The 19,877-nt window shown below is 55.2% G+C and carries 28 protein-coding genes and 1 riboswitch; of the genes, 20 read left to right on the forward strand and 8 right to left on the reverse strand.

The window, feature by feature from the left end; all coding sequences use genetic code 11:
• Positions 1 to 4 precede the first annotated feature (4 nt).
• Both ABWQ15_RS11725 and ABWQ15_RS11730 read left to right on the forward strand, forming a co-directional pair.
• A complete protein-coding gene (locus ABWQ15_RS11725; protein WP_353908959.1) occupies positions 5 to 430 on the forward strand; it encodes a phage tail tube protein in 426 nt (141 codons plus the stop codon).
• On the forward strand, positions 430 to 831 hold the full coding sequence (locus ABWQ15_RS11730; RefSeq protein ID WP_353908960.1) for a phage tail assembly chaperone: 402 nt from the start codon (positions 430 to 432) through the stop codon (positions 829 to 831). Before ABWQ15_RS11725 ends, ABWQ15_RS11730 begins: the two co-directional genes overlap by 1 nt.
• A gap of 199 nt (positions 832 to 1,030) precedes the next feature.
• Here ABWQ15_RS11730 and ABWQ15_RS11735 read toward each other — a convergent pair whose 3' ends face one another.
• A complete protein-coding gene (locus ABWQ15_RS11735; RefSeq protein WP_353908961.1) occupies positions 1,031 to 1,246 on the reverse strand; it encodes a hypothetical protein in 216 nt (71 codons plus the stop codon).
• Between the two features lie 81 nt (positions 1,247 to 1,327).
• Here ABWQ15_RS11735 and ABWQ15_RS11740 point away from each other — a divergent pair, with 81 nt between their 5' ends.
• From ABWQ15_RS11740 to ABWQ15_RS11750, 3 genes are read left to right on the forward strand one after another with little or no spacing between them, the layout of a single operon-like run.
• The gene (locus ABWQ15_RS11740; RefSeq protein ID WP_353908962.1) at positions 1,328 to 3,445 is read left to right on the forward strand and encodes a tape measure protein; all 2,118 of its coding nucleotides are present in this window, start codon (positions 1,328 to 1,330) and stop codon (positions 3,443 to 3,445) included.
• Between the two features lie 9 nt (positions 3,446 to 3,454).
• Positions 3,455 to 4,093: a LysM peptidoglycan-binding domain-containing protein gene (locus ABWQ15_RS11745; protein WP_353908963.1), complete on the forward strand. Its 639-nt coding sequence runs from the start codon at positions 3,455 to 3,457 to the stop codon at positions 4,091 to 4,093.
• A gap of 12 nt (positions 4,094 to 4,105) precedes the next feature.
• A complete protein-coding gene (locus ABWQ15_RS11750; protein WP_353908964.1) occupies positions 4,106 to 5,092 on the forward strand; it encodes an XkdQ/YqbQ family protein in 987 nt (328 codons plus the stop codon).
• A gap of 40 nt (positions 5,093 to 5,132) precedes the next feature.
• Here the strand turns inward: ABWQ15_RS11750 and ABWQ15_RS11755 are convergent, their stop codons facing one another.
• Positions 5,133 to 5,534 carry a DUF2500 domain-containing protein gene (locus ABWQ15_RS11755; protein WP_353908965.1) on the reverse strand — a complete coding sequence of 134 codons (402 nt, stop codon included), beginning with the start codon at positions 5,532 to 5,534 and terminating at the stop codon, positions 5,133 to 5,135.
• Between the two features lie 116 nt (positions 5,535 to 5,650).
• On the opposite strand from ABWQ15_RS11755, the gene ABWQ15_RS11760 reads away from it, so the two are divergent.
• Genes ABWQ15_RS11760 through ABWQ15_RS11815 form a run of 12 tightly spaced genes read left to right on the forward strand, consistent with a single transcriptional unit; the run spans position 5,651 to position 12,012 of the window.
• The gene (locus ABWQ15_RS11760; protein ID WP_353908966.1) at positions 5,651 to 6,067 is read left to right on the forward strand and encodes a DUF2577 family protein; all 417 of its coding nucleotides are present in this window, start codon (positions 5,651 to 5,653) and stop codon (positions 6,065 to 6,067) included.
• Positions 6,064 to 6,483, forward strand: a complete 420-nt coding sequence (locus ABWQ15_RS11765) for a DUF2634 domain-containing protein (RefSeq protein ID WP_353908967.1) — start codon at positions 6,064 to 6,066, stop codon at positions 6,481 to 6,483. Before ABWQ15_RS11760 ends, ABWQ15_RS11765 begins: the two co-directional genes overlap by 4 nt.
• Positions 6,476 to 7,567 (forward strand): baseplate J/gp47 family protein, encoded by a 1,092-nt coding sequence (locus ABWQ15_RS11770; RefSeq protein ID WP_353908968.1) that lies wholly within the window; start codon positions 6,476 to 6,478, stop codon positions 7,565 to 7,567. The genes ABWQ15_RS11765 and ABWQ15_RS11770 overlap by 8 nt, the downstream gene beginning before the upstream one ends.
• Before the next feature lie 2 nt (positions 7,568 to 7,569).
• The gene (locus tag ABWQ15_RS11775) at positions 7,570 to 8,106 is read left to right on the forward strand and encodes a putative phage tail protein (protein WP_353909010.1); all 537 of its coding nucleotides are present in this window, start codon (positions 7,570 to 7,572) and stop codon (positions 8,104 to 8,106) included.
• Complete coding sequence (locus tag ABWQ15_RS11780) at positions 8,103 to 8,741, forward strand: hypothetical protein (RefSeq protein ID WP_353908969.1); 639 nt, start codon at positions 8,103 to 8,105, stop codon at positions 8,739 to 8,741. Before ABWQ15_RS11775 ends, ABWQ15_RS11780 begins: the two co-directional genes overlap by 4 nt.
• Positions 8,741 to 9,205, forward strand: a complete 465-nt coding sequence (locus ABWQ15_RS11785) for a hypothetical protein (RefSeq protein ID WP_353908970.1) — start codon at positions 8,741 to 8,743, stop codon at positions 9,203 to 9,205. The genes ABWQ15_RS11780 and ABWQ15_RS11785 overlap by 1 nt, the downstream gene beginning before the upstream one ends.
• Before the next feature lie 14 nt (positions 9,206 to 9,219).
• Positions 9,220 to 9,873 carry a DUF4376 domain-containing protein gene (locus tag ABWQ15_RS11790; RefSeq protein ID WP_353908971.1) on the forward strand — a complete coding sequence of 218 codons (654 nt, stop codon included), beginning with the start codon at positions 9,220 to 9,222 and terminating at the stop codon, positions 9,871 to 9,873.
• Positions 9,866 to 10,309: a putative ABC transporter permease gene (locus ABWQ15_RS11795; protein WP_353908972.1), complete on the forward strand. Its 444-nt coding sequence runs from the start codon at positions 9,866 to 9,868 to the stop codon at positions 10,307 to 10,309. The genes ABWQ15_RS11790 and ABWQ15_RS11795 overlap by 8 nt, the downstream gene beginning before the upstream one ends.
• A gap of 12 nt (positions 10,310 to 10,321) precedes the next feature.
• Positions 10,322 to 10,621 (forward strand): hypothetical protein, encoded by a 300-nt coding sequence (locus ABWQ15_RS11800; protein WP_353908973.1) that lies wholly within the window; start codon positions 10,322 to 10,324, stop codon positions 10,619 to 10,621.
• A complete protein-coding gene (locus ABWQ15_RS11805; RefSeq protein WP_353908974.1) occupies positions 10,614 to 10,898 on the forward strand; it encodes a hypothetical protein in 285 nt (94 codons plus the stop codon). Before ABWQ15_RS11800 ends, ABWQ15_RS11805 begins: the two co-directional genes overlap by 8 nt.
• Positions 10,899 to 10,907: 9 nt before the next feature.
• A complete protein-coding gene (locus ABWQ15_RS11810; RefSeq protein WP_353908975.1) occupies positions 10,908 to 11,330 on the forward strand; it encodes a hypothetical protein in 423 nt (140 codons plus the stop codon).
• The gene (locus ABWQ15_RS11815; RefSeq protein ID WP_353908976.1) at positions 11,314 to 12,012 is read left to right on the forward strand and encodes a CHAP domain-containing protein; all 699 of its coding nucleotides are present in this window, start codon (positions 11,314 to 11,316) and stop codon (positions 12,010 to 12,012) included. Before ABWQ15_RS11810 ends, ABWQ15_RS11815 begins: the two co-directional genes overlap by 17 nt.
• 76 nt (positions 12,013 to 12,088) lie before the next feature.
• Here the strand turns inward: ABWQ15_RS11815 and ABWQ15_RS11820 are convergent, their stop codons facing one another.
• From ABWQ15_RS11820 to ABWQ15_RS11830, 3 genes are all read right to left on the reverse strand, one after another.
• On the reverse strand, positions 12,089 to 12,493 hold the full coding sequence (locus ABWQ15_RS11820; RefSeq protein WP_353908977.1) for a hypothetical protein: 405 nt from the start codon (positions 12,491 to 12,493) through the stop codon (positions 12,089 to 12,091).
• A gap of 260 nt (positions 12,494 to 12,753) precedes the next feature.
• A complete protein-coding gene (locus ABWQ15_RS11825; RefSeq protein WP_353908978.1) occupies positions 12,754 to 13,110 on the reverse strand; it encodes a hypothetical protein in 357 nt (118 codons plus the stop codon).
• A 54-nt stretch (positions 13,111 to 13,164) separates the two neighbouring features.
• Positions 13,165 to 13,518: a hypothetical protein gene (locus tag ABWQ15_RS11830; RefSeq protein ID WP_353908979.1), complete on the reverse strand. Its 354-nt coding sequence runs from the start codon at positions 13,516 to 13,518 to the stop codon at positions 13,165 to 13,167.
• Between the two features lie 660 nt (positions 13,519 to 14,178).
• On the opposite strand from ABWQ15_RS11830, the gene ABWQ15_RS11835 reads away from it, so the two are divergent.
• Positions 14,179 to 14,604, forward strand: coding sequence for a hypothetical protein (locus ABWQ15_RS11835; protein WP_353908980.1), 426 nt, complete (start codon positions 14,179 to 14,181; stop codon positions 14,602 to 14,604).
• 303 nt (positions 14,605 to 14,907) lie between these two features.
• On the opposite strand, the gene ABWQ15_RS11840 is transcribed toward ABWQ15_RS11835, so the two are convergent.
• Entirely contained in the window at positions 14,908 to 15,243 is a 336-nt protein-coding gene (locus ABWQ15_RS11840; protein ID WP_353908981.1) for a hypothetical protein, read from the reverse strand.
• An 18-nt stretch (positions 15,244 to 15,261) separates the two neighbouring features.
• Complete coding sequence (locus tag ABWQ15_RS11845) at positions 15,262 to 16,257, reverse strand: stalk domain-containing protein (protein ID WP_353908982.1); 996 nt, start codon at positions 16,255 to 16,257, stop codon at positions 15,262 to 15,264.
• A gap of 74 nt (positions 16,258 to 16,331) precedes the next feature.
• Positions 16,332 to 16,417, reverse strand: a riboswitch (cyclic di-GMP riboswitch).
• Between the two features lie 155 nt (positions 16,418 to 16,572).
• Between ABWQ15_RS11845 and ABWQ15_RS11850 the strand changes: the two genes are divergently transcribed.
• On the forward strand, positions 16,573 to 16,713 hold the full coding sequence (locus ABWQ15_RS11850; RefSeq protein WP_353908983.1) for a hypothetical protein: 141 nt from the start codon (positions 16,573 to 16,575) through the stop codon (positions 16,711 to 16,713).
• Positions 16,714 to 17,095: 382 nt separating this feature from the next.
• Positions 17,096 to 18,529: a S1C family serine protease gene (locus ABWQ15_RS11855; RefSeq protein WP_353908984.1), complete on the forward strand. Its 1,434-nt coding sequence runs from the start codon at positions 17,096 to 17,098 to the stop codon at positions 18,527 to 18,529.
• A gap of 333 nt (positions 18,530 to 18,862) precedes the next feature.
• Here ABWQ15_RS11855 and ABWQ15_RS11860 read toward each other — a convergent pair whose 3' ends face one another.
• Positions 18,863 to 19,756, reverse strand: coding sequence for a LysR family transcriptional regulator (locus ABWQ15_RS11860; protein ID WP_353908985.1), 894 nt, complete (start codon positions 19,754 to 19,756; stop codon positions 18,863 to 18,865).
• Between the last annotated feature and the right edge of the window lie 121 nt (positions 19,757 to 19,877).

Consider the following 19,877-nt stretch of genomic DNA (forward strand, 5'->3'; position numbering starts at 1 on the left):
AATTATGGACGGTTACAGAGTTATCAACGGCACGCACGGTGCCGTATGGGAAGACGGGAACACGCTGGCGGAGGTCAGTGCCTTCCAGGTGAAGGTTGCCAAAAACAAGAGTTCCCTCAATTTCTGCGGCCAGATGGCGGAGGACAGCAAGGTCACCGGAATCAAGATCACCGGCTCCATCACGATCCACAAGATTTACACCCGGGGCAGCGACGACGTGGAGCAGGTACAGGCGGGCCACGACCTGCGCAAGACTCTGGTGGGCGCGCTGAAGGACCCCGACGCATACGGCGCGGAGCGGATCGCCGTGTACGGTGTGAGCTACGACGAGGTGACGGTGATGGACTGGGCCGCTGCCAAGGAGGGCAGCATCACAATTCCCTATACCGCCACGCGGGTGGAATATCTGGATAAGATCGAGGTGCAATGATGGATGAAAAAATGAAAGACGTCAGCGTGCTGGAGTTGCTGCTGAAGCCGGAGCTGCCGGACGTGCGGAAGGTGCTGCCGGAAAAGCAGGTCGAGGTGCCGAGGCTCAGCGAGTTTGCCGGAGAGCCGGTGGTCTTCACGCTGCGGGGATTGAGTTACGATCAGGTACGGATGGTGCAGGAAAAGCCCAGAGGAGACCAGGCGGCCTTTGGTGTGCTGTACGGCTGCGTCAGCCCCAAATGGGGCGATGGGGCACTGTTGGACAAGGACCGAGGCATTGCAACCCCCATCGACGCCATCAAGGCACGGCTGATTTCCGGAGAGATCGATGAGCTGTACATGGAAATTCAGCAGCTTTCCGGATACCTGCGCAGAACGATTTCCGACGTAAAAAACGGCTAGAGGCGGGGAGCGACCCGGAGCTGTCATTATTATTCTACCTGTTCCGCGACCACCATTGGCCTAAATCGGAGTTGCAGGCCCTGTGGGAGTCGCGGGACGGGTGGCAGGAGATCATCCGGGAGTTCGCCGCCTTTGAGTGCGAACAGCGAAACAGAGGATAAAAAAATCGCCCTCCCGGCGGGGAGGGCGGCATATTTCATCAAGTGAGCAGAGAGAGCATGTACAGCAGCGCAGGGACAATGGCAGCGGCAATGAGCAGGATGCTGTTGCGAAAGTGATCTTTTTCCGTTTGGCTCATATCGGCGTATCTGCAGCCGCCCCTCATGAAAGGAACCGAAAATAAAGAGCAGATACCATAGCCGCCGGCAAAGATGCAGGCCAACGCGATTACAAAAATCAAAATGACGTATCCCATGGTACAACTCCTTTCTGCTTATCATTTATGACACCAACGTAGCACAAAACCATTCAGCCGTCAAGGGGGGGAAAAATCAGTATGGCGGAGACATCCATTGTATTTAAGGCGCACGAGAATATCAGCCAAACTATGCGAACGATAGCTTCCAGCGGAAAAGGGCTGAGCAAAGAGTTTGAAGAGCTGGAACGGAGAGGCAGGGCGCTGGAATCCGGGAATGCGCAATTGCAGAAAAAATTAGGCTCGCTCAATAAGGAAATGATCACGGCCCGGAATACCATGAAAGAGGCCGAGAGAGCTTTTAAGAAAACCGGAGATGCAACGGACGGCCTTAAATTTTCCAAGGCGGTGGAGGAATACGAGCGTCTGACATCCGCTATTAAAGAGACAAAAGACACTTCCGGAATCATGGTGAAATCCATGAAGAGCAATACCGACGAAATGCGCAAGATCTTCGACGAAACCGGGCGGATGGAAGCGAATGCCGGAAACGGCGGATTACTTTCAAAGCTTTTTAGCAGCGATTTGGGAGCCGGATTGGCGCGGTCCGGAATTTTCCGAGATCTGGGCAACAGTATTTCAGGTATGGCCGGTACGCTGATCGAAAGTGCGGTGGGCCAGCCTGTGGCTACTGCCTTGAGCGAAACGCTGTCTGGTGCTGTGTCCGGCGCGGCGGCCGGAGCAATTGCCGGAGTTCCCGGTATGGTTGCCGGAGGCGTTATCGGAACGGTGTCTGGTGCGCTTAACGCGAGCAACCAGATCTATCAGCAGCAGGACGACGCCTTTAAGGATTACTACAAAAACCTGTATGAGACAGAAGAATCCGGGACGGCGGAAACACTCGGCTCCGGGACTACGATTGCCGGAAGTCGGGAGCAGACGCAGATGGCGTTTGCCCAGCGCTTTGGTTCCGATGAAGCGGCCACGGCGTATCTGGACAAGACACGGGAGCTGGCCAAGGACACCAACTACACCTTTGACGAGATCACCGGATATTCCAAAAAACTGTTGAACAGTTACGACCCGGACGGAGTGTTCGGCGTACTGAAGACGCTGAGCGATGCCAGCGCGGGGCTGGATCTGACCAGCAGCGATGTGGATACATTTATCTCCGGACTTTCCCGAATGCGAACCACCGGCAAGGCCACGCAAGAATATCTGAACTATTTTTCGGAACGGGGTGTTGATGTCTATCAGGCGCTGAGCGACGCCACCGGTGCGGACAGAAGCAAAATCGCGGATATGATCACTGGCGGAAAGATTTCCGGGGAAGGGGCCGCGCAGGCGATTCTGAACTATATTAACCAGAATTACGGCGGGTTGAGCGACAAGCTGGCGGGAACCTATGATGCAATGGTGGATAATCTGGGCGATGTGATGGACGAGATCAAGGCCGCCGGGGGCATGGGCTATACCGAGGAGCGGAAAAGCTCCGTGGACGCAGATCTGAGCGCCTACGGCGGGGCGCTGGGAGACAAACTGGCGGAGCTGAGCACCGTGGGCGGAAAAGTACAGGCCTATGGCGAAAACATGAAGGATCAGTACCAGCGGGAGGCGCTGAGCGCCGTTTTGCTGGGGCAGAAGACCTCCGCCTTCACACCGGAGGACGCGGAAAAGCTGGAGAGCCTGAGATCACAGTATCAGGAAGCGGAGGATGCCTGGAACGGCGGCAGCATGGAGGCTGGGCAGAAGATGACCGATCTGAAGGAGGAGGCTGAGTCGTTAGCCACAGCGGCCTTTGAATCCAGCGATTGGTCAGAAAAGCTGCACGATGCGGAACTGGATCAGATCAACGCCACGCGGGAGCTGACCACAGGGCTTTCGGCAGCCACTAACGCACTGGAGGTCAGTAACGCTTTTACAAAAGGCGGAAAAGGCGACGGAATAGTATACAGTTTTACAAATCCAGACGCAGACGCTATGAACGAAAATTCCGGACCGGGGAAGCACGAGGTATGGAAACATGGGGTAAACGGCTCCAACGCCTTCGGGCTGCGGAGAGTGCCGGAAACGGGCCTATATCTGCTGCACCAGGACGAGACCGTGAAGACGGCGGCGGAGAGCCGCGCGGGAAGCGGAGACGCGAGGCAGATATTGATTTCGGGAAATGAGTTCAACGTCCGGCAGGAGAGCGACGTTCCCGCCATCGCTGCCGAGATACTGCGGCAGGTGGACTTGGCCGAAATACGGTCGGGTTAAGGAGGGCGTATGCAATTCTTTTTTCGCAGCGTGAAGACCGATAAGCAGCTGGCCATGCCCGTGACGCCCGCTGAGTTCGCCGTGGAGTTCGGGCGGAATATCACGGTGCTGGACATGGCCCAGATCGGCGAGGCGGCGTTTCCGGGCCTCTCCGCCCTGTTTGACGAGCAGCTGGAATTTCTTCTCCCGTCCGAATCCCGGAACTACACCCTGGGGGACTACAGCGGCGATCCCTACGCCCTGGTGAATACGCTGATGGCCTGGTCGGAGGCGGGGGAGGTGCTGCGGCTGATCATCACCGATACGCCGGTGAATGTGCCCGTGCTGCTGGGGCCGGTGCGCTACGGAGAGCGGGACGGTACCGGGGACGTGTACGTGACGCTGACCATGCGGCGGTACCGGGAGCTGGCGGCAGAGACGGCGGGCGTCAAGACGGAGACCGGGAACAACACCCGGTCCTCCGCCCGGGCGACGCAGGCGGAGAAGACCTATACCGTGGTGAAGGGCGACACCCTGTGGGGCATCGCCCGGAAGCAGTACGGAAACGGGGCGCTCTGCTGGAAGCTGGCCACGTACAACGGCATCAACAATGCCAACCTGATCTATCCGGGACAGAAAGTGAAGTGCCCGGACAAATCGAAGCTTTAAGGGGGCGGCGGCATGGCTTACGATGATTTGCTGAAGATCCGGACGTGGAGCCTGGACGGGAAGGACACGGAGCACATCACGCCGCTGGTGCAGAGCAAAACGTGGAGCGGAAGCTACCGCGACTGCGCCCGGCAACTCTCCTTCAGCGCGACGCCCGAGGCACTGTGCGAGCTGGGCGGCCTTGCGCGGCTTTATCATGAGGCGGATATCCTTTTCTCCGGCCATGTGGTGTCCCGGCAGCGGGACAGCCTGGGGCAGACCGTGGATTGCACGGCCCTGGACAACGGGTTGTACTTAAAGCGCAACAGCACGTATTTGGCACCGCGCAAGAAAACGCCGGAGGCGGTGACCCGGGAGCTTTGCAGCGAGTTTGGTATCCCCTGCGGCCAGCTTGCTGCCACCGGCGTGAGCCTGAGCCGGAACTTTTTGGGCGTGAGCCTTTACCAGATCATCCAGACGATGTACACCCTGGCATCGGAGCAGAACGGAAAGAAGTATCAAGTCCGCTTTGCAGCGAATCAGCTGCAGGTGGTGGAGAAGGCCATCGGGGCGGACAGCCTGCGGCTGGTACCGGGGAGCAACCTGCTCTCCTGCACCAGCGGGGACAGCATTGAAAACCTGGTGACCCGGGTTGGCGTGTACGACGACAAAAACAAGCTGACGGCCCATTTTGACAGCCCCAAGGGCTACGTGGCGTTGTACGGTTTGATGCAAAAGGCCATCAAGGCCACGGACAGCGAGAAGCCGGAGACCACCGCCAAGGAGATTTTGGAGGAGAACGGCATCGAGACCACCATCACCGCCGAGTGCATCGGAAGTCCCAAGCTGATCACGGGCAACGCCGTGGTGGTGGAGGAGCCGGTCACCGGCACGTATGGCCAGTTCTGGATCACATCGGACAGCCACAGCTTTTCCGGCGGCGTGTATCACACCAAGGTATCGCTGGATTTCCGGAATCTGATGGATAAGCAGGAAGCGGGATCGGTGCCTAAGAAATAAAAAAGATGACCGGAAGAACCGGTCATCTGTCTGCTGTTTGTTATTCCGTACCGCGCTCAAATCCAAGATAGCGTGTACCCTGGAAGGTCAGTTTTCCAGTATCCTGCTCCACCAGCATCCCATACTCCGTGTCCCGAACCATGAATTCCATGCGGTCTCCGCTGGCAACCTGGAAGGTGACATAGTATGTAGTTGAAGAGGACGTATAAGACATATTGTTTGTGCCGGTGTTGTGGTGGTAATGCGATACATCAGAACGCTTGGAGACAACGGTGGCGTCCACGGTAAGGACCGGGGAATCGTTATTTTTGTTCCACTGTTGGGCTCCTTTGACCGCCCGCGTGATGAAGATTCCAATTACCACAATAAACATGATACCAATGAAAATTGGCATGATGTTGAACATGAGACCATCCAGTCCGCCTATGCCAAAAGTATACAAGAAAAACCCTCCTTATAAAAAAACAGCGTTGACATCAGTATACCATTCTTTTCCATAGAAGCAAGGCCATTTGCAAAAGTGTCCGAATTGGACACAAACGAATAGAGGTGGATGGAGTGAAAGAAGATCCGTTTAGCGGACTATACCGGACAATGATGGAAGCAGGCGGCAAGGCAGTTCCGGCGGGGAATGCCCGGTTACTGCACGGGACCGTGCTGTCCGTCGCGCCGCTGAAGATCGACGTGGCGGGGACAACGCAGGAAGCGGAACGGTTTTACATCAGCCACCAGCTGGTGAGCGGCCACGCGGAGAAGCTGACCGTGTCCGGGTCCGCCGTCTCCGGGGCGCTGGATATCTCCGCCAGCTGCGGAAATGGCAGCCACTCCTCCATGACGATCTCCGGCGGCACAGTGACGCTGAACGCCGTGGCCACCCAGGACGGCCCGGTGCTGAAGGCGGGAGACGAGGTGCTGCTTCTGACGGCGGATGACCAGACTTTTTACATCCTTGACAAGGTGGTGAGGTGCGGATGAGCTCTATTTTCCCCATTGTCCAGCCGGAGGCGGAGGAGACCGCCAGTGCGCTGCCCCTGGCGCGGGAAATCAAATGGGACTTTACCGCAGACATGCCGGTGTTCTCTGCCGGGCAGCCGGTGGAAGTGACTGGGGCCGATGCGGTGAAGGTCTGGTGCTGGAAGGCGCTGAAAACGCCCCGATACCGCGACGATGTGTACTCCTGGGACTACGGATGCGAGGCGGAGGATCTGATCGGCAAGGCATTCACGGCGGACGTGAAGCGCAGCGAGGCCATCCGCTGCATTCGGGAGGCACTGATGGTTAGTCCCTATGTCACCGGCGTGGCGGAGACGTCCGTGGAGTTTGAGGGCGACCGGCTGACGGTTCAGTGTACGATACAAACAATTTACGGGGAGGTATCGCTGGATGTATGAAGATTTGACGGAAGAGGCCGTGAAGGCCCGAATCATCGCGCGGCTGCAAACGTCCCTGCTGACCTGCGAGGGCAGCTTTACCGGCGACATCATCGCCGCCATGGCCACGGAGATCTGCCAGTGCTACCACGCCATGGACGCGCTGCAGTCCATGTTTTACGTGGACGAGACCAGCGGCGCGTACATTGACAAGCAGTCCGCCATAGTAGGTATCACCCGAAAGGCTGGAACGCTTGCCTCCAGCGCCGTGACCTTCACCGGCACGGACGGGGCCACGATACCGGCGGGCGCTCCGTTCTACACGGCGGCGGGGCTGGCCTTTTATCTGGATGGGGCGGCAACCATCGCAGGCGGCACGGCAGCGGGGACGCTGAAAGCAGAGGAGGTGGGCGCGGCCTATAACATCGGGGCCGGGGAGATCGTGTCCACCCTGCGAAATTACAGCGGCATCACCGCATACACCAACGGCGCGGCCACGGGCGGCACGGACGCGGAAACGGACACGGCGCTGGTAGAGCGCTACTATTCCCGGATGCGGCGCTCCCCTACCTCTGGGAATCCCTACCACTATCAGACGTGGGCCGGAGAGGTGGACGGCGTGGGCTACTCCCGGGTAATTGCCAAGTGGAACGGCGACGGGACGGTGAAGGTGCTTCTGGCATCTCCGGAGGGCGGCGCGGTGGATGCGGAGGTAATCAGTGCCGCCGCCGCCCACATCGGCGCAGAGCGGCCCGTGGGGCCAGCGGTGACGGTCCTGTCCGCCACGGCCAAGAGTCTTTCGGTGAGCGCCGCCGTGACCATTGACGGTACCACCACAAAAGCGGCGGTACAGACGGCGCTGGCGGAGACCGTGGGGGCCTATTTCAAGTCCCTTGTGGCGGGGAACTTTTCGCAGAATCTGGACGCGGAACTGGATGTGATCTCCGAAAAGACCTACACCGTGCTCTATAACCGGGTGGCGTTCCTGCTGCTCTCCATCCCCGGCGTAGTGGACTACTCCGCCCTGACGGTGGGCGGCGGTACCGCCAACGTCACCGTGGCGGCCGACGAGGTACCGGTCTTATCGGGGGTGACAGTCTCGTGAGTATGCTGATTCAGCGGTACCCGGAGTTTTTGCAGAAGGGCGCGGAGTTCGCGGACATCCAGCAGGCGCTGGAGCCGGAACGGCTGGCCCTGTGGCAGGCGCAGGACAGCCTGTGTGATCAGCTGAACGTGGACACGGCCACATGGGGCCTTAAAAGCTGGGAGGAGGCGCTGGGCATCCCGGTGGAGGTTTCCAAGGACACCGCTTTCCGGCGCAGCCGGGTCAAGTCCAAGCTGCGGGGCGCGGGCGTCACCACCGTGGCCATGATCCAAAACGTGGCGGAGAGCTTCAGTAACGGCGACGTGGAGGTCACGGAAAATCCGGAACAGTTCCGGGTGGCCATCAAGTTTGTGGGGACCATCGGCATCCCGCCCAACATGGACGATCTCACCGCCTCGCTGCGGGAGATCATGCCCGCGCACCTGGGCTGGGACTACATCATCATCTACAACACCTGGGACGCGGTGAAGCCCCGCACCTGGGGGGCGCTGGCCTCCCGCACCTGGGCAGATGTAAAGGAGAGTGACCTGAACGCATGACAACGACTGCAAATCTGGGCTTGAATCTGCCGGAGGGCAGTGATTATGCCGACATCGCCGTACTGAATGCCAATTTTCAAAAGCTGGACACGGTGGTGTCGGCGGCAAAGTCGGCGGAGGAGTACGACCCTGCTGCAACCTATGCCGTGGGGGCCTACCGAACTAAAGACGGCAAGCTATACAAATGCACCACGGCCATCACGGCGGCGGAGGCGTGGACGGCGGGCCACTGGACGGAGACCAGCGTGGGGGCGGAGATCGCGGCGGCCTATACCGCGCTGGGGGGCAAGGCGGCGGCGGTCCACGCGGCCAACCACGCGACAGGTGGCAGCGATCCGCTGACCCCGGCGCAGCTCGGGGCAGCAACTGAGCAGTTGCTCTACTGTACCGTGCCTGTGAGTTGGACAGCCAGCGGTGCATTTTACACACAGACGGTCAGCGTGCCTGGGATTCTGGCATCGGACGAGGGCGTCAAGATTGATATATACCCCGGAAGCGACGACGCCGCAAACAAGCTATATGCCGAGGCGTTTAGCAAGGTACAGACCATGGAGACCCTTGCAAATGCAATTAAGTTCGTCTGCACGGCTGCGCCCACCACGGCCTTCCCACTGAAGCTGGAGGTGACGCGGTAATGGGACAGGCTTTAAAAGTTAACCGGGGCGGAGGAAACGCAGAAAAAAACTATGCGTACAAAGTATCTGCTAAAGTTGTGCAGCAGTATGGAACCAATTATCACGATGTTCCTGCCGGATACACGATCTACTACTCTGACACGGTAACAGTTTCGTCGGCCGGTGCGGTGGTATTGTCCGGTACCATTCACAGCATTACATCCCCAGCACCGAGCAGCGCCAATGCTGCCTCCATGAACTCTCTTTTGACGGGGAAATACGCAACCTGCCAGTACTTCTTCTCTGCGCCCGTTCTCATTAACGGTGTCGTATACAATACGGATAGCAGCGCGGTAAATCGGTATTATGAAGGGATGTTAAAGGCGGTCACTCAAACTGTTGGCTATGGAGTTTCGGATACACAGAATTATCCGTCGGAAACACTGGGCAGCGACGGTAAGTATCGGCTTAATATTACTGCGTAAAAGGAGGTAAGCCTATGTATATCACAACAGGCAGCACCAAGCACTATGCCGTAGCCTCGACGGCCCTGGGCATTGTTGAGGTACGCTACACGCTGGAGGAGATCCCGGCGGCGCTGGGGACCATGGTCAAGCTCTTTTCCGACGACGGCATGCAGATCCGGGAGGATACCGTGGCGAACTGGGAGCATCCCCGCATCGAGGGGAACACCATCATCCTCAGCAACACGGCCCCGGCGGAGCCGATTGTCCCGACGCTGGCGGATGTGCAAGCCGCGAAGCTGACGGAGGTCAACGCCGCCTGCGACGCTGCCATCACCGCCGGGTGCGATGTGACGCTCTCCGACGGCACGGCGGGGCATATCACGCTGACCCTGCCCGATCAGATCAACCTATCCACGGCGCAGGAGGCTATTGCCGCAGGAAAGACCGGCTACGCCTACCACCTGGACGGGGCGCTCTGCGAAATCTACCCGGCGGCGGACATCGCCATCATGGCCACGGCGGCCACGGCTCACGTCCTGTACCACCAGACCTATTGCAACCACGTCCGGGCGTGGGTCAAGCGCTGCACCGCCATTGCGGACGTGGAGGCCATCACCTACGGAGCAGAGCTGCCGGACGATCTGGCGCAGCACATGGCCACGGTGCTGGGAGGCGGCAATGCGTAAGGCCGGAGACGTGATTTTAAGCGGGCTGCTGGGATGCTTCGTCGGGACAGTGTACTTTTTACTGGAGGTCGCCTGGAAGACCGCACGGGGCCATCCCGGGGACATCAGCTGGACCATGCTGGTGCTGGCGCTGCTGGTGGGCGTGGTCATGGAGCGAATGGGCGCGGAGCTGCCGTGGCGGTGTCCGATTTGGGCACAAGCCATCCTGTGCGGCCTCGCCATCACGGCGGCGGAGTTTGTGACCGGGTGCGTGGTCAACCTCTGGCTGGGCTGGGGCGTGTGGGACTACTCCGGTCTGCCTGGTAATCTGCTGGGGCAGATTTGCCCGCAGTTTGCGGCCCTGTGGTGCCTTGTGAGCGGGCCGGTGATCGTCGGGCTTGACTGGATGCGGTACGCGGTCCGGGGCGGCCAGAGGCCGCATTACAGAATGATATAAGGGGGCCTACATATGGCAGCTATCGCCGCTGAGTGGTGGCTGAAATGGCTTTTCGGACTGATCGGCGGCGGGCTGATCGTGATTGTACGCATGTTGTGGCGCAAACAGCGTGCGACGGAGCTGGGCATTCAGGCACTGCTGCGGGACCGGATACTGCGGGCATATTACCACTACCAGGAGCGCGGGACGATCACCCTGCACGGGCTGGAAAACGTCAACAAGCTCTATGAGCAGTATCACAATCTGGGCGGAAACGGAACCGTGACAAAGCTGGTGGAGGATCTGCGCAAGATGGAGGTTGTGGATGGATAAAACCAAACGCAAGCATTGGACGGGCTCTAAGCTGATCGCGCTGGGCGTGCTGGCAGTCGACGGCAGTTGCACCTACATTGTGCTGTATCTATGTTGGCTCAGCATTAAGATGCAGTTCACCGGATCTCTGCCGTACCTCACCACCCTGATCGGGGCATTGCAGATGGCTACCGGCTACGTGCTGGGGCATTATTTCATGAAATCCAAAGCAGAGAACACAAAAGGCGGCATCACCTACGATGCCGCCGCAAGCAACAATTTCGATAACGATTTATAGGAGGCTCTTATGAATATTACAAACATTACAGCACTTATCACCATCATCGGCGCGCTGACGGTGGTCGTGAACTTACTGACTGAGGTTGTCAAGAAAAGTACATGGAACAAGATCCCGACGAACATCCTCGTTGTGCTGTTGTCCGTGGTGTTGACATTAGTCGCATTTTTTGCCTACTGCCAGATTAATGCCGTAGCGGTGCTGTGGTATATGGTGGTTGCCGCCGTGATCGTCGGCTTACTGGTTGCTTACAGTGCAATGTTCGGTTTCGATAAGCTGAAGGAGGCTCTGGCGCAAATCACCGTCGGGGACCTGCCGAAATCCTTGACAGTGCAGGCGGACGCGGACGTTGATTCTATTGCTGCTACCATTGCACAAAAGGTGCAGAATGCCGCGGTCGAGGGGGCGGTGAGCAATGCCGAAAGCAAGTGACGTCCTTGCCATCGCCCGTGCGGAGCTGGAGTACACGGAAAACCCGCGCGGCAGCAACCGAACGAAATATGGCAAGTGGTTTGGGATGGACGGCAACCCATGGTGCATGATGTTTGTGCAGTGGTGCTTTGCACAGGCCGAAGCCACCGACCTTCTGCCCAACACCACCACGGCTTCCTGCGGGACCATGATGTGGGCGGCGCAGGCGGCGGGTTGCTGGGTGACCGGGGATTACCGAGCGGGTGACGTGGTGATCTACGACTTTCCGGGCGGCGCGGCCACGGACCACACTGGGATCGTCGAGAGCATCACGGCGTCCGGTATCGTTGCCATTGAGGGAAACACCGGAACCGGAAATGACGCCAACGGCGGGCAGGTGCAGGAGCGGCCACGCAATAATGATGTTATCAAGGGGGCCGTGCGGCCCGCCTATGACCCAGAAGAAAGCGAGGAAGACGAAGTGGTTACTTATGAAAAGCTGAAGGACGTGCCGGAGAAGTTCCGACCCATCATCGACAAGCTCATGACGGCGGGCATCATTCAGGGCGATGGCTCCGATGCGGCTGGCAACGGCGACATCATCAACCTGACGCATGAGCAGGTGCGGACGCTGGTATTTATCTACCGGGGCGGGGGGTTCGACCGGAAGCTGCAGGCCGTCGGGATGGAGACGGCAGTATAATAAATGAGACTTTCCGGGGCCTGCTATACGGTAGGCCCCGGGGAAATTTTACATTTCGGACATACCCAGTAGGCCATCAAGTTGAGCTTGTATTATACCTGATTGCGTCTACTTTTATATTACTATACTCCGCGCTATCAAAATGGTATAAATTCGCATATTGTCGGCCTTTTCCTCTTACATCAAACGTTAAGTGAATCTCGACGGGCATAAATGTGCCAGAATCTTTGTCTCTGAATGAAGCACGTAAAATCCCGGCTCTTGAATACTTTTTGATTAGCGCAGGAGGAACGTAGTCCTCAGCCGTTTTTTTTATATCAGCATTAAGCAGAATTAGGCTTTGCGGCGTCTCTCCGTAATTAACCAAGTTCAACAGTTTCTCTTCTTCTGTTTGCGGTAACTCAAAAGTGACATATCCTAAAAATTTACCTGTGATTCCATCGTGAACTTCGTTAGTCAAATTTGCAACCAAATTATACATGGCTTCAGCTCCTCTCCTATCGGTATATTCAAATAATTCTTAGTTGAACGTGTTTCAATCTATGCCGTTTTCTGGCGGTGGCGTCCGAATGTGTGCAATCCTGCCAGACTTGTCTCACGCTGTATTGCAAGCTAGAGTGAGACTGCTTTTTAATGTTTCGGGGAGTCTATATTAACGAGGCGGCACTTTCCCACGATATCCTGTTTTAACCTTAAATCAAGCCCGCCCAAAAAACAATTTCTGGGCGGGCTTGAAGGCGTTCAGCAGTCACATTCGTGATCTGGCTTTTCAGTTATACAATTGGATGCCCTAACTATTTCCGCCAGCGATAACTCCTTCGCTGCACTAGCTGTTAGCAGGCTACTCATCATATCAAAAACCTGCTTCAGTTCGCATAAGGTTCGCGCTTTTTGCAGCTCGCAAATAAGCCGGTCAGCGGCACTGCAAAAAAGTTCGGATTCACACTTGCTTACGCAGGTTTGATAATAGAGAACCGTCTTATCACAATCATGGCAGCGGCAGGGGAAAATGGTTTCCTCTTTCTTCGGCTCTGGACAATTAAATCGAAACTGAGGCATAGAAGAGCCATTGATCCGATTAAAATCTTCTTTATTCATCGGCTTCCGCCTTTCTGACGCACTTAAAACGGAGAAATTGGATCATCTCTGTTTTTAACAGCAATCGCCGCCATCGCCGGGGACTAAGCCCTTATCGGCCAAAATTTTATTTGCAAGCGCATTAAACAGAGCTGCCATTGCTTTTTCCTTGCAGGTGTATGCGCACAAGACATCTTTAATAACTTTAGCCTGTTCAGCAGGATCGCGGATCATACAGACTTTTTGAAGGAATAGTTCCAGGAAGGAGGCCAAGCTGGTCGCGATTCGCGCCTCAGCAGCTGCTACCATATCAACAGATTCAGCATCTGTCGGAACCGGAGGGTACGGCCGGCCGCCAGGAGCGGCATTGACTGCACCGTCAGACATAGATTCAGCGCACTCTAAATTCCGAGGGAGAGTTTCATTCATAATGATTATTCTCCTAAGACTTATTTCAAGATTACACCTAATGGCGTAATCCTGCTGCCATATAATATGCATATTTCGATTTGGTGGCTACTTTAGCAGGAACTAAAAGCATGCAAACTGGATTAACGGAGAACCTCAAAAGCTCCAACTGAATATACTGTATTGCAGCGGCTTTCACATAGGGTACATACCCCGGTGAAAGGAGGTGTACCTTATGTGGTGTAGATGCTGTTGCCGTTGCTAGTGTTGCGGCTGGGTCTGGGACGGAAATTCCTGGCATTGCTGCTGCGGGCCTATCGGCTGATAACTTAAAAATGCCCCTCGGAAGTTTTGGCTCCTACGGGGCATTTTTAATTCTATGCCCAAATTGGACACAAGAATTCCCGGAGCTTACTGCCTGGCAGGCCCCGGGGAATTTTGCGTCTTGGCAGAGATTTTAAAGATTCGTAACAGTCTACGCTTTTCTGCTTAACATATTGTCAGTATCATCATACTTGCAAGAGACGAGTTTTTTCATTTTACCCTCATCCAATCTCCTAAAGGAGCAGCCGGGCGTCGTATGGCATCCGGCTGCTCCTGTTTATCAATGCGAGGCGCACCCGAACGCGGGATTTTTTTTGTGAGCATTGAATATACTGGGTGGGAAAGGGGCGGATGTGTGTGTTTGACAGAGTCGCAACACCGCGCATATATATTTATGATGGTAAAACGAATGAGTACTATGGAAGGGCGACCTTCTCCGTTAATCCGAGTGTTGAAAGCGCTCTGCTTGGAATGCTAAATAGTGCGACAGTTCCAAATTCAATTGTGCTGCTGAATGTCACATTTTACCCAGCTTCCAGCGAGTATGTACCCCCGGGAACTTTAACGACACTACCAAGAAATGGAGTTATTCATGCTGAAGTCAGGGACGCGAATTCAAAACTTTGGACCCACGTTGAAATTTATTTAAGCTTTGATTCGCGGACAAGAGGAAACATATCTGGGGACAAGTACTATTTTGACAGTGTCGAATATACCAACATTAAAATTCAGGATATCAAAATTTTTCCTCAAGGAGGAACCCCTCCAATAAGCACTACATAATGGCAATGGACAGTGCCGGTTACTTGTTGCCTCGGAATAAAGCAATCCCCCGTGGGAGCCAGTGCGGTTCTCACGGGGGGCTGTTGCTTCGATAGAATTGTTTATGAACGGGTTGTTGACCGGGTTGTTACCAAAATTAAAAACCGCTGTAGCATTAGAGCCACAGCGGTTTTTAATGGTTGAGGTGGAGGGGGGAGAGAACCGCCCCCATCCGATTAGGACAGGGGCGACAGCTCTTATTTCTGGTGTTCCAAGCTGGTTCAAACCAGTCGCAGTGTGTCCTTCCTGAGGACTCGATCCTTCTCAGTCAATAACTTTACAGGAAAGCTCCGCAAAAGGGTACTCTCTGCACTCTTTGAGCAGCTCATTGTAAAATTTCAGCATGGTATCAATGGCTCCAATGCCATGCTTTAATTCAAAAAGGGAATAACACTCCGCCCTGTTCATTAAATTAAAAACCCCCTTTTCCAATTTAGGGATCAATTCTGTTGCCGCTGCGACTCTTGACTGGTTGATCATCGTCCATCCTGCGGACGCTTCTGCAAGATCCCGCATCTCCCACGGAACAAGGCGCGGAGGACCAAGGCTGATCCATCGATTATTCTCCATTTTCTTGCCAAGTAAAATCTGAAATTGCATCGAATTCAATTCTGACGATTAACCCTGAGCTGCATCCGAAGAAGTGGTATCTGTATTTGTGGAATCAGCGGCTGCGGTATTCGCTGCAGCGTCCCCGGTGGAAGTGCCGGTGGAGTCGATGGAGTCGGTATCCGCTGTACCGTCTTCGATGTCCACAGTTCCATTCTCACTGTCCTGCTCCGTCTCCAGGTTAAGTGCTTGCGCTAAAAGCCGAAGAGGAATATACGTCCTGCCACAAGTCACGGTGGCAGAGAGATCCATTTTAACAGGCTCGCCATTGACCAGCGCTGTCATACTGCCTGGCGTGATTTCAATCACGGTACTATCTTTGGTAATCGTGACTGTCTGGGTCTCGCTGTTCCAAGTCACTTCGCCGCCTACTTTTGCTGCGATAGCTCTGAGCGGTACCATAATCGTGCTGTTTTTAATATAAGCCGGTGTGTCAAATTTGATGATTTGATTATTTACAGTCACGCTGCCGGCGCGTAAGACCTCGGCGTCTGCATACATCCGGTCAATCAGTTCTGACACGCTTGAAAACTGTGCAAGTTCTTCATTCGTGTACAGCGTCTTGGCCACCATAAACCGCTCGTTTATAATTTTTTTGATTTGTGCCTGCGTCTCTTGAATCTGCTGATTCAGCTCCTGAATGTTTTTCAATAGAGCTGCGGCACCATCCGCATCCCCAGAGGCCAGCATAGCTTTATACTGGGCCTGCAGCGTCCCCTTCTGCTGATTCAAATCGCTCTTCTGCTGCTGAAGATCTTTCTTTTGCGCATTCAGTTCATCCTTAAATGTTTTTGGGGTTTCCGTCTTTTGGGACGCTTCTTTCGGCGTCTTGGCTGTTTTAGGAGCAGCTTCGGATGAAGAGCCGGTCTCGGAAGTTTCTTCTGTCGCTTTTGAAGAAGCAGAAGCCGAGCTGCTTTTCCCGGAGTTTCCTTTTGCCGCAGCAGGCGATACCGATAAACTGAACACCAAAATCGTAGCTAGCAGCAGTGAAAGCCATTTTTTCATTTCCTCATTTCCTTTCTGTAAAGCAAAAAACTGTATGCCGAAACGGCACACAGTTTCAAAAACTCTGTGACCTCTTCGGTAGCCCGGCTATCATAGCATAAAATGCCTTAGACCCGTGGCTTTGCGTCCCTGGCTTTTGCCAGGTTTGCTATTATCGGGGATATCTTTGCACAAGTATAACTACACACCGTATAAAAAGTCAATATTCTCAACAAAGAATATCGCCTCTGCAATAAAATAAACGAATATACTTGGGTTCTATCCATTGGCATCACCGGGGCGTGCAGGCAATATGACCCGGAGCACCGATATGCCGTGGACAAGGTGCTGGATGTGTGCCGGGCCGCGTGCCAGACCGTTGGCGGTGTGGGTGACCGGTATACCTGCCTGATTCGTGGGCAGGAGTGCTATCTCTGGCTGGAGAAGGGAAGATGGTTCGTAGCGGCAAAGGAATAAACAATCTGAATAAGGAATAAAGTCCCTCGGAAAGTGTTGCTCTCCGAGGGCGATTTGTTACTAACGGCAGAAATTTAGTGATAATGCGTATTCGGATAATGTTGTCAAATTTCTGCATTTCTGTATGCCTAATAGTTTTAAGTTGAAAAAGTAGTTCAAAAAATTATTTGTACTTTAATGTTGTTTTAAGTTTGGCATATTATACTTCGGTCAAAGGTTCAAGAAAGAAACGCCTTGCAGGATCAATAAATTGCCCGTTCCGAACATTAAGAATTTTTTAAAACCCAGTTCATAATTCAGACACGTCTTTTCGCTATACTCGTCCACATGGAAATGGAACGGGTAGGCGATGACGCCGAATATACATAAGGAGGAAACAGATATGTATAACGACGAAAACAACCTGTATCATTACACTTACCGCAAGGACGGCAGCGAACCGCAGAATCCCCTGCCGGTGGTAGAAGCATCTTACCGTGAGCCGTGGGAAGCCAATTCAAAAAAAGATTGGAAAAAGAACCATAGCGGCGCCAAGATCGTGGCCCTGGCCCTGAGTTGTGCGCTGATGGGCGGCGCGGCGGGCGCGGGCGTCATGTGGGGAGTTTCCGAAAGCGGAAATTCCACCAGTGTGAACGTATCCAGCCGCCCCGCAACGGCTGTCTCCGTTAAAACCGTGGACGGAAAGACCGCTATGAACGATTCGGAGGTTTATGCCGCGAATGTGAACTCGGTGGTGTCCATCAACACCACCGGCAGCTCCGGCACCAACATTTTCGGACAGTCTGTGGAGACTGCTTCCGCCGGCTCCGGCTTTGTCTTGACTGCCGACGGTTACATCGTCACAAACCATCATGTCATCGCGGACGCCAAAACGGTGAAAGTGACCCTTTACAATGGCGATACGTACGATGCGAAGGTCATCGGCAGCGACGAGGACTATGACATTGCGGTCCTGAAGATCGAAGCCACCGGACTCCAGCCCGTGACCATGGGAGACAGCGATACGCTGAACGTCGGCGACCATGTGCTGGCGGTGGGCAACCCCTTGGGCGAGCTGACCTTCTCCATGAGCGGCGGTATGGTTTCCAGTGTGAACCGGGCCATCAACGTGGACGGTACTCCCTTCAACATGATTCAGACCGACACCTCCATCAACCCCGGCAACTCCGGCGGCCCGCTGTTCAATCAATACGGCGAGGTGGTGGGCATCGTGTCCGCAAAGTATTCCTCTTACTCCAGCGAATCTGTGGAGGGCCTGGGCTTCGCCATCCCCATGAACGACGTGCTGGCCATGATTCAGGACATCATGACGAACGGCTACGTTACCAACAAGCCCTACCTTGGCATCACCCAGGGGACCATGACCGCCCAGATGGCGGAGCAGTACCGCTATAATATCTCGCAGGGCGTGTTTGTCTACTCTGTGGAAAACGGAAGCGCTGCCGACAAGGCGGGACTGAAGATGGGCGACGTCATTACCAAGGTGGACGACACCGACATCGCCACCTCCGAGGATCTTGTGGCAGCAAAGAAATCTTACTCCGCAGGGGACACCTCCACCTTCACCATCTATCGGGACGGCAAGACCCAGACGGTAAAGGTCACATGGGGCAGCGTGCCCGCGGACAAGAAGACCGATGATCAAAAAGACACGCAGCAGAATACCCAGAACAACCAAAATAATCAGAACAACGGCAACAGCTACTATGGCAACGGCAACATGGATGACCTGTTCAACTACTTCTTTAACAACGGCTTTGGAGGCCAGAACGGGCAGGGCGGCCAAAGCGGCCAGGGCAATACTCCCGCGGCCTGATCCGCAGAGAAAGCGGAAGAGGTTTGTGTTTCCGGTTCCGTCCGGCAAGGCGGACGGCGAAGCCGTTGAGATAGAGGGATTGACCCGTTTCGGATCAATCCCCGGGAAAATGACCACTGTGCGTCGGAGGACGGTTCGCGGCAGCCGCCGCGAAAAGCCAAACCCGTCTGCGGCCGGGGCGCGGTGGATATGGAGACTCTCCTGGAGTCTATAGAAGCCATGCAAAATGTGTCGTCCCTGCATCAGGAGCTCCGCCTGACGGGAAGACGGCGAAAAATGAAAAGGCGGCGGAAAGCAAAACTTTCCGCCGCCGCCTTTTTGCGCTTCAAACGTTTATTTGCCCGTCCCGTCCCTTACCATTTCCATGAAAGCTCCGGCCGCCGCCGTGGGAGCCACGTCCCGAAGCGTACACATTTCAACGCTCCGGGCGGGAATGGTAAAGTCGGTTTTCAAAAGCCGGATGTCTCCGGCGTCCAGCGCGTCCCGGACAAATTCCAGCGTCACACCCGCCACGCCCAGGCCAATTTTCGCCAGCGACACCAAAAGCCCCCGGGAGCTCAGCTCAATTTCCGGATTCAGCGTTACCCCGCACAGAAGGAAATCCTGCTCCAGAAAGCCACGGGAGCTGGCCTTGCGCTCCAGTAGAATCAGAGGAAACGCCGCGATTTCCGTCCGGGAGTAGACGTGCTCAAAGTCGCAGCCATACCCGCTTCCCGCCACAAATACACTGTGGGTGGGGAAGCAGGGCCAGGTTTCCAGATGCTCCCGCTCTGTGGGAGTGGAGGCGAAGGCAATGTCTACCGCGCCGGATTTTAAAAGGCTCAGGACCTTTGCACTTCGGCCGCTGACGATCTTCAGACGGATGCCGGGGTGCTGACGGTGGAACGCGTCTAGATAGGGTGTGAGAAACTGGCTCGTCACGGTGTCGCTGGCGCCGATTACCAGCGTTCCAAGCAGCAGCTGCTGCGCCTGCGAGAGCTTGTCCTCACCGGTGGCAAGCAGCCCGAGAGCGGAGCGGACATAGTCGTACAGCATTTGTCCTTCGCCCGTCAGAGCCACGCCCCGGGGACTGCGGGAAAATAGCCGGGCTTGCAGGGCCGTCTCCAACTGCTTGATGGACTGACTGACCGCTGACTGAGAAATATAGAGATTTTTTGCGGCCACGGAGATATTCTCCGCCTCAGCCACTTCCTTAAATACCCGATAGAGCTCCAGCTTCACCGCCATGGCGCTTTCTCCTTTACGTTTTTTTATTTATTATAAGTACGACTGATAGTAAATGCAAATAAAACTTTTTTGGAACACCGCTTGACAATTTGGTCAGGCGGTGCTATGTTAGTTACACGGT

The sequence above is a fragment of the Oscillibacter sp. genome, assembly GCF_040505565.1.
GTDB lineage: Bacteria > Bacillota > Clostridia > Oscillospirales > Oscillospiraceae > Oscillibacter.